Source organism: Thioalkalivibrio sp. AKL10, from assembly GCF_000381845.1.
In the GTDB taxonomy this organism is placed as follows: Bacteria; Pseudomonadota; Gammaproteobacteria; order Ectothiorhodospirales; family Ectothiorhodospiraceae; genus Thioalkalivibrio; species Thioalkalivibrio versutus.
This window is the reverse complement of the sequence record NZ_KB907145.1, coordinates 110,467-122,712: the sequence shown is the minus strand read 5'-3', so window position 1 is coordinate 122,712 and position 12,246 is coordinate 110,467. Positions and strand designations below refer to the sequence as shown.

The 12,246-nt window shown below is 67.3% G+C and carries 12 protein-coding genes; all 12 read right to left on the bottom strand.

The window, feature by feature from the left end; all coding sequences use genetic code 11:
• Positions 1-8 precede the first annotated feature (8 nt).
• The 12 genes from G333_RS15335 to rnr all read right to left on the bottom strand — a co-directional run bounded on the left by G333_RS15335 (position 9) and on the right by rnr (position 12,080).
• Positions 9-140, bottom strand: a complete 132-nt coding sequence (locus tag G333_RS15335) for a hypothetical protein (RefSeq protein ID WP_018949867.1) — start codon at positions 138-140, stop codon at positions 9-11.
• Positions 141-249: 109 nt separating this feature from the next.
• Positions 250-606: a hypothetical protein gene (locus tag G333_RS15100; protein WP_019628527.1), complete on the bottom strand. Its 357-nt coding sequence runs from the start codon at positions 604-606 to the stop codon at positions 250-252.
• A gap of 91 nt (positions 607-697) precedes the next feature.
• Positions 698-2,170 carry a cardiolipin synthase gene (gene cls / locus G333_RS0111620; RefSeq protein WP_019628526.1) on the bottom strand — a complete coding sequence of 491 codons (1,473 nt, stop codon included), beginning with the start codon at positions 2,168-2,170 and terminating at the stop codon, positions 698-700.
• 7 nt (positions 2,171-2,177) lie between these two features.
• Entirely contained in the window at positions 2,178-3,371 is a 1,194-nt protein-coding gene (locus tag G333_RS0111615; protein WP_018952220.1) for an O-succinylhomoserine sulfhydrylase, read from the bottom strand.
• 53 nt (positions 3,372-3,424) lie between these two features.
• Positions 3,425-4,534, bottom strand: coding sequence for an alanine racemase (gene alr / locus G333_RS0111610; RefSeq protein WP_026340958.1), 1,110 nt, complete (start codon positions 4,532-4,534; stop codon positions 3,425-3,427).
• Between the two features lie 7 nt (positions 4,535-4,541).
• Complete coding sequence (gene dnaB, locus G333_RS0111605; protein ID WP_018144046.1) at positions 4,542-5,900, bottom strand: replicative DNA helicase; 1,359 nt, start codon at positions 5,898-5,900, stop codon at positions 4,542-4,544.
• Between the two features lie 79 nt (positions 5,901-5,979).
• Positions 5,980-6,429 carry a 50S ribosomal protein L9 gene (gene rplI / locus G333_RS0111600; RefSeq protein WP_018144047.1) on the bottom strand — a complete coding sequence of 150 codons (450 nt, stop codon included), beginning with the start codon at positions 6,427-6,429 and terminating at the stop codon, positions 5,980-5,982.
• 68 nt (positions 6,430-6,497) lie between these two features.
• Entirely contained in the window at positions 6,498-7,433 is a 936-nt protein-coding gene (locus G333_RS0111595) for a hypothetical protein (protein WP_018176110.1), read from the bottom strand.
• Positions 7,434-7,465: 32 nt separating this feature from the next.
• Positions 7,466-7,690 (bottom strand): 30S ribosomal protein S18, encoded by a 225-nt coding sequence (gene rpsR / locus G333_RS0111590; RefSeq protein WP_018144049.1) that lies wholly within the window; start codon positions 7,688-7,690, stop codon positions 7,466-7,468.
• Positions 7,691-7,732: 42 nt separating this feature from the next.
• A complete protein-coding gene (gene rpsF / locus G333_RS0111585; RefSeq protein ID WP_018168152.1) occupies positions 7,733-8,137 on the bottom strand; it encodes a 30S ribosomal protein S6 in 405 nt (134 codons plus the stop codon).
• 171 nt (positions 8,138-8,308) lie between these two features.
• Positions 8,309-9,085, bottom strand: a complete 777-nt coding sequence (gene rlmB / locus G333_RS0111580; protein ID WP_018176111.1) for a 23S rRNA (guanosine(2251)-2'-O)-methyltransferase RlmB — start codon at positions 9,083-9,085, stop codon at positions 8,309-8,311.
• 106 nt (positions 9,086-9,191) lie between these two features.
• The gene (gene rnr, locus G333_RS0111575) at positions 9,192-12,080 is read right to left on the bottom strand and encodes a ribonuclease R (RefSeq protein ID WP_019628525.1); all 2,889 of its coding nucleotides are present in this window, start codon (positions 12,078-12,080) and stop codon (positions 9,192-9,194) included.
• Positions 12,081-12,246: the final 166 nt, after the last annotated feature.

The following is a 12,246-nucleotide window of genomic DNA, read 5'->3' as shown; positions in this document are numbered from 1 at the left end:
GTGACTCCTTACCGGCCACCGAACAGATACTTGATCAGCGCGGCGATCCCGAGGATCAGCAGCACCAGGACCAGAAGCCCGATCAGGCCTCCGCCCAGACCCATGCCGCCCATCCAGCCAAAACCTTGTTCATTCATCATGTTGTAGTCCTCCCGGGGACGTAGATACAACGGCGATGCGCACATCGGCGCACCGAAGGGGCAACTGGCGCGTCGCCCGGAGCCGGACGGCTGCCCGGCCGGGGAGGATTCAGAGAGGGGGGCGCAGGTCCGGACCCGCGCGGGCATCGGGGGCCATGGCCACGACACCCGGAACGGGACTGGAGGGTTCGGCGGTGACCGGCAGGGCCCCGCTGGAGGGCAGGGCCGAAACCGCGCAGATGCCACAAACCGCGCACGGCATCTCGCAGCCCGAGAAGTCCGCCTGAACCGCGGGGTCCAAAGGCAGGGGTTCCGAGGGCGAGGTGGCGCCTTGATCCGGACAGTGGCCCGGCGTGGCGATTGCCGCCCCGTGATCCCCATGCATCATGCCCGCACCGGCGATCGGCGCCAGCAACAGCGCGGCGGCAATCAGCAGAGTCAGCAGATGGGACAGGGCTCGCGACACGGGCAGGCCTCGAAAGAGCATTCTTTTTACAAGTCTAGCAGCGTCGCGGACCGTTCACATGAGATAGATCAAGCAGGGAAGCACAAGAACATTACAGCACCGGCGCCAGCAGGTAGGCGGCACGCGCGGCCACGCGGCGCCAGAGCGGAAGATCGTTCACGTCCTGCGGAGTCATCTCGCGGGAACGGGCAAAGTCGGCCTCGAACATGCGCGCCGTCTCGCGCGCGAAGGCCGGGTCCAGCACCAGTGCCGTGACCTCGAAGTTCAGCCGGAAGGAACGGTTGTCCAGGTTCACGGTACCCACGGCCGCGCCCATGTCGTCCACCACGAACGCCTTGCCGTGCAGGAAGCCTTCCTCGTAACGATAGATGCGCACGCCGGCGTCCAGCAGCGGCCCGAGGAAGGCGTAGGCCGCATGCGTGGTCAGCGGGTTGTCGGTGACCTCGGGGATTAGCACGCGCACGTCGACGCCGCTCAAGGCGGCCAGCTTGAGCATGCCCTGCACGCCCTCGTCGGGCACGAAGTACGGGCTGGCGATCCAGATGCGCCGGTCCGCCGCGTGGATCGCCTGCTGCATCATCAGGCTGGCGGTCTCGAATTCATCGGCCGGACCGGAGGGAAGGATCAGTACCGGGACCCCGTCCTCCGCCATGGTCGCCGGCTTCCATTCCAGCTCCGGGATCGCCTCGGTGGCCCAGTGCCAGTCCTCCAGGAACACCGACTGCAACGCGAGGGCGGACGGCCCCGCAATACGCAGGTGGGTGTCGCGCCAGGCACCGATTGCCGGATCGCAGCCCAGGTACTCGTCCCCTACATTAAGCCCGCCGAGCCAGGCCTGTTCGCCATCGGCGACCACGATCTTGCGATGGTTGCGGAAGTTCAGCTGGAAACGATTGCCGCGTCCGCGGGTGGAATGAAAGTGCTGCACATGGACGCCCGCCTCCCGCAGGGTGTCCAGGTAGCTCCCGGACAGGCGGTAGCTCCCGATCTCGTCATACAGGAAATAGACCTCGATACCGGCCTCGGCACGCTCCACCAGCCGGCGCTGGAGTTCGCGCCCGATCGCGTCGTCACGCACGATATAGAACTGCACCAGCAGGTAGCGTTCGGCCTGCTCGATCCCCCGGAAGATGCTGTCGAAGGTCGCCTCGCCGTCCACCAGCAGCTCGACCTCGTTGCCGTGGAGAAACGGCCAGCGGGCGAGCTGCTGGACGCCGTCCAGGTGCTTGCTGGGTTCCTCTGCGAGGTACTGGTGCGACCACAGCTCCTCGGTCTTCGGCTGCAGCGCGCGGGCCAGGCTGGAGTCCTCGTCGCGGCGCGCCACGACATAGCCGCGAAACTCGCTGGCGCCGAACACCCAGTAGGCCGGGACAGCCGCATACGGCACGGTGTTGAGTGAAACGATCCAGGCCACCGCGCCCTGCGATGTGCGGGTGGACATCAGCGCATCCAGCGAGGACAGGAAGCCCAGCAGGTGGAACGCAATGACCACAGTCAGCAGGACGCGCCAGCGCGGGCGCCGCCGGCGCGGCTGCGAACGGGCCTCCCCGCTGGAAGCCGACATACCCGTCTCAGCCCAGGGCGTCGAGGCCGCGCGCCAGATCGCGCTGGATATCGGCGACGGCCTCGAGCCCGACCGCGACCCGCACCAGGGCCTCGGTAATACCCTGGGCCTCGCGCTTCTCCGGGTCCACGCGACCGTGGGTGGTGGTGGCCGGATGGGTAATGGTGGTCTTGGCATCCCCCAGGTTCGCGGTGATCGACAGGAACTGCGTGGCGTCGATCACCGACCAGGCGGCGTCGCGCCCGCCGGCGACCTCGAAGCTCAGCACCCCGCCGAAGCCGCTTTGTTGCTGCTTCGCGATCGCGTGCTGCGGGTGATCTTCGAGGCCGGGGTAATGCACGGCCGTGACTGCGGGGTGGGATTGGAGCCACTGCGCCAGATTGAGCGCGTTATCGCTGTGCGCGCGCATGCGCAGGGGCAGCGTCTCCAACCCCTTCAGGAACACCCAGGCGTTGAACGGCGACAACGTCGGACCCGCGGTGCGCAGGAAGCCGTAGACCTCCTTGCCCACCCGCTCGGCGTCGCCCACCACGGCACCGCCGAGGCAGCGGCCCTGGCCATCAAGGAACTTGGTCGCCGAGTGGATAATGATATCGGCGCCCAGATCCAGCGGGCGCTGCAGGATCGGCGTGCAGAAGCAGTTGTCCACCGCGAGCAGCACGTCGTGGCGATGGGCGATGTCGGCCAGCGCACGGATGTCCACCACCTCGCCCAGCGGGTTGGATGGCGTCTCGCAGAAGTACAGCCGCGTGTTCGACTGCGTCGCCTGTTCCCAGGCCTCGAGGTTCGACAGCTCGACGTAGGTCACCTCGACGCCGAAACGCGCCAGGTAGTTGTTGAACAGCACGGTGGTGGTCCCGAACACCGAGCGCGAACAGACCACGTGATCGCCCGCCTTCAGCAGGCCCATCATGGTCGCCAGGATCGCGGACATCCCGGAGGCGGTCGCCACGCAAGCCTCGCCGCCTTCCAGCGCGGCCAGGCGGTCCTGGAAGGTGCGCACGGTGGGGTTGGTGAAGCGCGAATAGATATTGCCCGGGACCTCGCCACCGAAGCGCGCGGCGGCCTCCGCGGCCGAGCCGAACACGAAGCTCGAGGTCGGGAAGATCGCCTCGGAGTGCTCGCCCTCGGGCGTGCGCTGGTAGCCATAGCGGATGGCGACGGTCTGCGGGTCGTATTCGCTGGGATCGAAATCGGTCATTGGGGTCTCTCGGGCCACGGATTGCTGACCGGACAGTGTACCCGGCGTTTTCGTCAGTTTCCGGGCTGCAGCCGGTCCGCCACGCGCGTGAGCACGTCGTAGCTGATGGTGCCCGCCGCGCGGGCGACCCGCTCCACCGGCAGGCCCTCGCCCCACAACGTCGCCATGGCACCGACCTGCACCTCCGGCAACCCGGACAGGTCCACCGCCAGCATGTCCATGGAGACACGCCCGATCAACGGGCAGAGCCGGTCCTGCACAAGGATCGGCGTGCCCGACGGGGCATGCCGCGGGTAGCCATCGGCATATCCCATTGCCACGATCCCGGCACGGCCCGGAGCGGCGGCGGTCCAGGTCGCGCCATAGCCCACCGTACTGCCAGGCTCGAGAGGCTGGGTGGCGATGATCGGGGCGCGCACGGTCATCGCCGGGCGCAGATCACCGTCCGGACCCTCCGGGAGGTGCTCGACGGGGACCGAGGCCGGATGCGCGCCGTAGAGCATGATGCCGGGGCGTGCCCAGTAGTCGCCGGGCGCCGCCGACGCCCCGCCCTTGCCCCAGCCGGCGAACAGGGCCGCCGAATTGGCCACGCTACGGAGCCCCGGAAAAGCGGAAACCGTCGCGCCGAATTGTTCCAGCTGGCAAGCATTCTGCGGATGCCCGGGCTCGTCGGCGCACGCCAGGTGCGTCATCCAGTGCAGGCCACCGCACCCGTGTCCGGCGGCCTGCAAACGCGTGGCGACGCGCTTTGCCACCTGCGGCGCGAAACCCAGGCGATTCATGCCGGTGTTGAGTTTGACCCAGACCACGGGAAGCACCACGCCAGCGGCGTCGAGATGGTCAAGCTGCGTCGCGTCGTGCAGCACGGGCTGCAGGTCGAACTCGGTACAGGCACGCGCTTCGGAGACTTCGCGCGGGCCCTGCAACACGAGGAGTGGGCCGCCGAAGCCGGCAGCGCGCAAGGCGCGGGCCTCGCCGATCTGAGAGACCGCCAAACCATCGCTCGTCTGCGCAAGGGCCTCGGCCGCCCACAGCAGACCATGGCCGTAGCCCTCGGCCTTGATGACCGACCACATCGGAACGCCCGGCGCCAAGCGGCGCGCCACACCCAGGTTGTGTCGGAGCGCCTCGGGATGAAGGTGGATGCAGGCCGCGCGTCTCACGTCGTGCCTAGTGGCCGATCTCGCCGTAGACGTCGGGGGCGTAGTTCTCGAAACGGGTGAACTGCCCGTGGAAGGTCAGGCGCACGGTCCCGATGGGACCATTACGCTGCTTGGCGATAATGATCTCCGCCGTGCCCTTGTCGGGCGACTCGTCGTTGTAGACCTCGTCGCGATAAACGAAGGCGATGATGTCCGCATCCTGTTCAATGGCCCCGGACTCGCGCAGGTCGGACATCACCGGGCGCTTGTTCGGACGCTGTTCCAGCGAACGGTTGAGCTGCGACAACGCGATCATCGGCACACTCAGCTCCTTCGCCAGGGCCTTCAAGCCACGCGAGATATCCGAGATCTCGTTGGCGCGATTCTCGCTGCTGCCGGGGGATTGCATCAGCTGCAGGTAGTCGACCACGATCAGGCCCAGGCCCTTGTGTTCGCGCATCAACCGCCGGGTCCGTGCTCGCAGCTCGGTGGGCGAGAGCGCCGGCGTATCGTCGATGTACAGCGGGGCCTCGGACAGCATCTGCACCGCGCTGGTCAGGCGCGGCCAGTCGCCATCCTCCAAGCGTCCGGAGCGCAGTTTCTGCTGGTTGATCCGCCCCATCGAGGACAGCAGGCGAATGGCCAGCTGCTCACCCGGCATCTCCATGGAGAAAATCGCGACCGGCTCGGAGTTCTTCATCGCCACATACTCGGCAATGTTCATCGCGAACGAGGTCTTCCCCATCGAAGGCCGCCCGGCCACGATCACCAGATCGCCCGGATTCAGCCCCGAGGTCAGGGCATCCAGATCCTGGTAACCGGTGGCAATCCCGGTGATCGGATTCTGGCTTTCGTAGAGATACTCGATCTGGTCCACCGCCGCCGTCAGCAGTGGCTTCATCCCGCGAAAGCCCTGAGCCCCGCGCGCACCCTGCTCGGCGATGCGGAAGACCTTCTGCTCCGCCACGTCCAGCAGCTCCTTGGAACCGCGGCCGTCCGGGGTATAGGCGGAATCGGCAATCTCGGTACCTACCGAGATCAGCGAACGCAGGATAGAGCGCTCGCGGACGATATCCGCATAGGCCACGATGTTGGCCGCACTCGGCGTCTCGGCGGCCAGCCGTCCGAGATAGGCCATGCCCCCGGCCGATTCCAGCTCGGTCGTGCGATCCAGCTGCTCCGACACGGTGACCATGTCGAACGGGGCATTACGATCCGCCAACGCGGACACCGCCCGGAAGATCAGGCGGTGATCATGACGGTAGAAGTCGTCTGCAGTGATGCGGTCCGCCACCCGGTCCCAGGCAGCGTTATCCAGCATCAGCCCTCCGAGGACCGCCTGCTCGGCCTCCTCGGAATGCGGGGGGACCCGCGGGTTCGGGATCATGGGCGAGTTCATGCGACGAACCCGCCCATGTGCCGGGTATCAGCGACCCGGTGGGGCCACCCTCCCGACATCCGGCGGATCACTCTTCGCCGATCACGACGACGCGGATGTCGACGTCCACGTCCGAGTGCAGGTGCAGGCCGATCTCGAATTCACCGGTGGTGCGCAGCGGACCTTCCGGCATGCGCACTTCGCGCTTTTCGACTTCGGTACCCTTGGCGGTCAGCGCGTCGGCGATGTCCGCCGGGCCGATGGAGCCGAACAGCTTGCCTTCGCCACCGGACTTCGCGGTGATCTCGAGCACGGTTGCGTCCAGCTTTTCCTTGCGGGCCTCGGCCGCAGCCAGGGCCTCGGCCGCCGCCTTTTCCAGTTCGGCGCGGCGCGCCTCGAATTCGGCGATGTTCTCGGCGGTGGCAAACTTGGCCTTGCCCTGCGGCAGCAGGAAGTTGCGCGCAAAGCCCGGACGCACGTTGACGCGGTCGCCCAGGGTGCCCAGGTTATCGATCTTTTCCAGCAGAATGACTTCCATCTTTGGTATTCCTGTAACGTTTGATCAGCCCCCGAAGGGGCGCATTCTACACCGGTCTCGGACCGGTCTCACGGATTGTTGTCACTGTCCTGCCCGCCCTGCGCGGAACCGGGGCCCAGTCGCGAGCGGATATCCGCCCAGGCGTCGATCACCCCGATGGTGGCCAGCAGCAGAAACATCTGCGGCATGGCCAGGGCCAGGAGCACGTACATCCCCACCAGCCAGAAACTGCTCATCCCCTGCCGGAAGGTCAGCGCGTGCATCAGCGCGATCCCCTGCAGGAAGAACAGCACCGCCAGGATGAACGCCAACTCGGTGGCCACCGGGACCGGGCCCAGATGCCCGATACCGGCCAGCAGCAGCGTGACGGCACTCAGCATCCGCCCGAACTGCAGGCCCCGGAACTCCTCGCCGAACGCCCCCGGGTTGTACAGCAGTGCCTGCCAGTAGCGACCCAGCAGCACGGCCAGCGTCAAGCTCAGCAGCAGGATCCCGGCCAAGAGCCCGGTCAGGTACGGCGCCGCGCGGCGCAGCCCCGCCTCCAACTCCTGTGGCCCGGTGTCGCTGCCCTCGACCAGAGGCCCCAGCAGGGCCATGCCCACCTCGGCCCAGGTGGACTCGAGATCCGGCACCAGCAGGTGCACAGCCAGCACGCCGACCCCGGCGACCGCGGCGGCGACCTGCAGCGTCATGCGCCACGAGATCGTGCGCCGCAGCAGCTCGGCGAGCAGCGCCACTGGCGCCCACTGCACCACCCCGGCAACCACCCCCGCGAACAGCGGGGCTTCCGGGATCAGGACAAACATCGCCACCCCGAGCACCACTGCGGACAGCACCATCACCAGGAGTGCCTGGCGCAGGCCGATGCGCAGCCCCACGAGGGCGATCAGCGCACTGCTGAGCAGCGCCACCGGAGGCAGGAACAGGCCCGCCACGCCAAAGCCGGAAACCGCGCCTACGGCGCGGCTCCGGCTTTTCATCGCAAATTCGGCCAGCACGCGCATATGGCGACGGCCCCGGCGAACCGGTGCGGGACTTAGTGGTTATCGCTGTACGGCAGCAGGGCCAGGAAGCGCGCACGCTTCACCGCCGTGGCCAGCTGGCGCTGATACTTCGCGCTGGTGCCGGTGACACGGCTGGGCACGATCTTGCCGGTCTCGGTCACAAAACCCTTCAACAGATTCAGGTCCTTGTAATCGATGTACTCGATGCCTTCGGCGGTGAACTTGCAATACTTGCGGCGACGCGGAAAACGGGCCATGTCAGATCTCCTTCAATGATTCGGTCAACGAACGGGCGGGATTTACTCGGCGGAAGCCGAGTCGTCGGAGGCGCCTTCGCCACCCTCGTCGTCACGCTCGCGGCGACGGCCCTTGCCACTCTCCTCTTCCTGGCCCTTGGCCAGCGGGGAGATCTCGGTCACGGCCTCTTCCATGCGCATTGCCAGGTGGCGCAGCACGGCATCGTTGAACCGGAAGGCACTGGCGAGCTCTTCCATCGCCTCTTCCGAGGCCTCGATGTTCATGAGCACGTAGTGGGCCTTCACCAGCTTCTGGATCGGGTAGGCCAGCTGACGGCGGCCCCAGTCTTCCAGGCGGTGGATCTTGCCTTCATGACCTTCGACCAGGCCCTTGTAGCGCTCGATCATCGCCGGGACCTGCTCGCTCTGGTCCGGGTGGACCAGGAATACAACTTCGTAATGACGCATCGGGAACTCCTTGCGGGTATCAGCCTCCCGTCAAATGCGGTGAGGCAAGGGTTCGACCCAGCGGACGCAGCCGCAGGGCAGAAAGGCGCGACACGATAACCGAAGCGGGCGCCAACAACAAGCAGGGAGCCGGCGCAACAGGGGTTTGCACCGCCCCCGGAAGGCTACCGGCTACGCAGAACCAGCCGGCGGACCTTCGCGGCGCTGACGGACCGCCTCGAACAGGGTGACGCCGGTGGCGACGGAGACGTTGAGGCTTTCTACCGCGCCCTGCATCGGCAGGGCCGCGAGGTGGTCACAGGCCTCCCGGGTCAGACGCCGCAGGCCCTCGCCCTCGGCCCCCATGACGATCGCGGTCGGCGGGCGCAGGTCCAGGTCATAGAGGCTCTCACCCCCCTCCCCAGCGAGGCCTACGGTCCACATCCCGGCATCCTTCAGGGCTGCCAGCGTCCGCGCGAGATTGCCGACCGTCACCACCGGCACGGTCTCGGCGGCCCCGGACGCCACCTTGATGGCGGCGGGGGTCAATGCGGCGCTGTGATGGCGCGGCATGACCACCGCCCCGGCCCCGGCCGCATCCGCGGTCCGCAGGCAGGCCCCGAGATTGTGCGGGTCGGTCACCCCATCGAGCACCAGCAGCAGATCCAGGCCATCGCGCACCCGGGTGATCAGGGCCTTTTCGTCCAGCAGCGGGCGCGGCGTGCAGTGCACGACCACACCCTGGTTCTGGAACCCCGGAAGCTGTTGATCGAGCCGCTCGCGGCCTACCCGCTCGATCGAGATACCCCGCGACTGCGCCAGCGCTCGCAGGCGCTCCAGGGCGGGTTCGATGGGGTCGGGCGCCAGCTGCAGTCGCTTGACCCGCTCCGGGGCCCGCTGCAACACGGCGGCCACTGCGTGGATGCCACCAAAGGTCTCGGCGCGGCTACCCTTGCCCCCCTTGCTCATCGCGGACCTCCGCCACGGCGATCCCGCCACGGGTCAACGCCCCGGCGGACACCGTCTGAGCAGCCCCCGAGCAAGCGAGGGAACAGACGCGGGTTCACCCGGCGCCTCAGGACGAGGACGGACGTCGACGACGGCTGCGGCCACGTCCGGACCCAGAGGATTCCTTGGCCTTGGCCGGGCGATCCGCACTCGGCTCGACAATGGTATTTCCGTCCTTGTCGGCCTCGGGGCGCGGCGGCGGAACCGCCTCGTTGCCCGGTTCCGGGGCATCGCTGTTGCCTTCATCCGGCGCGTTCCGCGGGCGGCGTGCGTTGCCCCGGCCACGTCCGCTGCCCCGGGTCCGTTCATTCCCCGGGCTTGCTTCATTCCCCGGGCTTGCTTCATTCCCTGGGCTCGCCTCATTCCCTGGGCTCGCCTCATTCCCTGGGCTCGCCTCATTCCCTGGGCTCGCCTCATTCCCTGGGCTCGCCTCATTCCCCGGGCTCGCCTCATTCCCCGGGCTCGCCTCATTCCCTGGGCTCGGCTCTTTCTCCGAGCTCGGTTCTTTCGCCGGGCTCGGCTCGGCAGCAGGGCTCGTGTCGCCACCGGCGGCCCCACGGCGGCGGCCACCACGACGGCGGCGCTTCTTCTTCGGCGCCGGGGCATCATCGTCGGCCGCGGGCGCCTCCGGCCCGGCTGCTGTGGGTTTTGCCTCAGGCTCGGGCGCTGCTGCGGTTGGTTCGGCGGCGGCCTCGACCGGCGCCGCATCGGCATCCTTGCGGCGCTTGCTACGACGGCTGCGCTTTTTCGGCGGAGGAGCGGCGGGACTCGGCTGGCCCGCTTCCTGGGCCAGGGCCAGATCGATCTTGCGATCATCCAGGCTCACCCGGGCCACCTGCACCTGGAGCTCGTCGCCGATACGGAACACCCGGCCACCGCGTTCGCCGGTCAGGCTGTGGCGTGCCGGGTCAAAGTGGTAGAAGTCGTTGTCGAGGCTGGTCACGTGCACCAGGCCCTCGATGTAGACGTCCTTGATCTCCACGAACAGACCGAACCCGGTGACTCCGGAGACCACGCCGGGGAAGGTCTCGCCGACCTTGTCCTGCATGTACTCGGCCTTCAGCCAGGCCACCGCGTCGCGGGTCGCGTCGTCGGCGCGTCGCTCGGCCATCGAGCAATGCTCACCCAACTGCTCCATGTCGCCATGCGAGTACGGAAAGGCCTTGCCACTGCCCTTGCGCAGCACATGGCGAATACCGCGATGCACCAGCAGGTCCGGATAGCGGCGGATCGGCGAGGTGAAGTGCGCGTAGTCGTCCAGCGCCAGACCAAAGTGGCCATCGAGCTCCGGGGCATACACGGCCTGGCTCAGCGAACGCAGCAGCACGGTCTGGATCAGCTGCTGGTCGGTGCGCTGGCGCGCTGCCTTCAGGACTTCGGTGTAGTCGGCGGGGCTCGGCTCGTCACCACCGCCCAGGCTCAGACCCGCGCCATTGAGGAAGTCGCGCAGGTCATCGATCTTGTCCGACGGCGGCTGATCATGGATGCGGTACAGCGCCGGCACCTTGTGCTTCTTGAGGAAGCGCGCGGCGGCCACGTTGGCCATGATCATGCACTCCTCGACCAGGCGATGCGCATCATTGCGCACCGTCGGCACGATCTTCTCGATCTTGCGGTCCTCGCCAAAGACGATCTTGGTCTCGGTGGTGTCGAAATCGATCGCGCCCCGGCGATTGCGCGCCGCGTGCAGGGCCTTGAAGGCCTGGTGCAGGGTCTCCAGGTTCGGCATCACATGCGCGTTCTGCTCACGTTGCGCCGCGTCGCCGTCGAGCATCGCGGCCACGTCCTCGTAGATCAGGCGGGCGTGCGAACGGATCAGTCCCTCGTGGAAGCGATAGCTCTTCAGCGCCCCGCGCGCACCGATCTCCATCTCGCAGATCATGCTCAAACGATCCACGTTCGGATTCAGCGAGCACAGACCGTTGGACAGGGCCTCCGGCAACATCGGGATCACGTTGTTCGGGAAGTACACCGAGGTGCCGCGCGTGCGCGCCTCGCGATCCAGCGCGGCGTCACGCTGGACGTAGTGCGACACGTCGGCGATCGCAACCCACAGCCGCCAGCCCTTGCCTTCCGGCTCGCAGTACAGGGCGTCGTCGAAGTCGCGGGCGTCGTCGCCATCGATGGTGACAAACGGCTTCTCGCGCAGGTCCAGGCGATCCTTCTTGTCCGCCTCGGCCACCTCGGCGCCCAGCTCGTCGGCCGCCGCGGTGACCTCGTCCGGCCACTCGTGCGGCAGGGCGTGGGCACGGATCGCGATGTCGATCTCCATGCCCGGTGCCATGTGCTCGCCCAGCACTTCCTGCACGTCCCCACGCAGGCGCGCCGTGCGCGAAGCGGATTCACGGATGCGCACGACCACGATCTGGTCGTCCTCCGCCTCGCCCAGGCCGTCCGGCGGCACCAGGATGTCGTGGGTGATGCGCTTGTTGTCCGGGGTCAGGATGCCGACACCGTCCTCGATCTTCAGGCGCCCGACCACCTGGGTGGTGTTGTGCTCCAGGACCTCGACAATCCCGCCCTCGCGGCGGCCGCGACGATCAACGCCCATGACCCGGGCCAGAACCCGGTCGCCATGAAATACCCCGCGCATCTGCTTCGGCGACAGGAACAGGTCGTCATCCTGCTCGTCCGGCACCAGAAAACCAAAACCATCCGGGTGACCGATCACGCGCCCACGGATCAGGTCTTCCTGGTTGACCGGCAGATAGGCACCGCGACGGTTGCAAAGGGCCTGCCCATCGCGCTCCATCGCCTTCAGGCGGCGGCGCAGGGCCTCGAGGCGATCGTCGTCGTCGATCTTCAGACGTTCCGCGATCTCGTCGTAGGACAACGGATTGTCGGCTTCCTGCAGAAGCCCGAGGATGAACTCGCGACTGGGGATGGGGTTGTCGTATTTCTGCGCCTCGCGCTCGAAATTGGGATCGGCGGGGGTCTTGCGACGTTGTCTTGGCATTCAGTGAACTCTGTGGATGTTGCAATGGGCAGCCCCTCGCCGGGAATCCGGCTGGGCGCGCAAAGCGCCCATTATGAGGCATGCGGAATTTTGTTGCGCAGGGGACGCGTTTGCGCGCCCCCTGCCGACCACACCGGAGGGAAACATTCCCGCTCCGGGGCGTTGA

What these genes read in the sequence shown, in the direction of transcription:
- rpsF (WP_018168152.1), bottom strand. Translation starts at nt 8,137, where the DNA reads ATGCGTCATTACGAAGTTGTATTCCTGGTCCACCCGGACCAGAGCGAG.
- cls (WP_019628526.1), bottom strand. Translation starts at nt 2,170, where the DNA reads ATGTCGGCTTCCAGCGGGGAGGCCCGTTCGCAGCCGCGCCGGCGGCGC.
- dnaB (WP_018144046.1), bottom strand. Translation starts at nt 5,900, where the DNA reads ATGATCCCGAACCCGCGGGTCCCCCCGCATTCCGAGGAGGCCGAGCAG.
- G333_RS15335 (WP_018949867.1), bottom strand. Translation starts at nt 140, where the DNA reads ATGATGAATGAACAAGGTTTTGGCTGGATGGGCGGCATGGGTCTGGGC.
- rpsR (WP_018144049.1), bottom strand. Translation starts at nt 7,690, where the DNA reads ATGGCCCGTTTTCCGCGTCGCCGCAAGTATTGCAAGTTCACCGCCGAA.
- rnr (WP_019628525.1), bottom strand. Translation starts at nt 12,080, where the DNA reads ATGCCAAGACAACGTCGCAAGACCCCCGCCGATCCCAATTTCGAGCGC.
- rplI (WP_018144047.1), bottom strand. Translation starts at nt 6,429, where the DNA reads ATGGAAGTCATTCTGCTGGAAAAGATCGATAACCTGGGCACCCTGGGC.
- G333_RS0111615 (WP_018952220.1), bottom strand. Translation starts at nt 3,371, where the DNA reads ATGACCGATTTCGATCCCAGCGAATACGACCCGCAGACCGTCGCCATC.
- rlmB (WP_018176111.1), bottom strand. Translation starts at nt 9,085, where the DNA reads ATGAGCAAGGGGGGCAAGGGTAGCCGCGCCGAGACCTTTGGTGGCATC.
- G333_RS0111595 (WP_018176110.1), bottom strand. Translation starts at nt 7,433, where the DNA reads ATGCGCGTGCTGGCCGAATTTGCGATGAAAAGCCGGAGCCGCGCCGTA.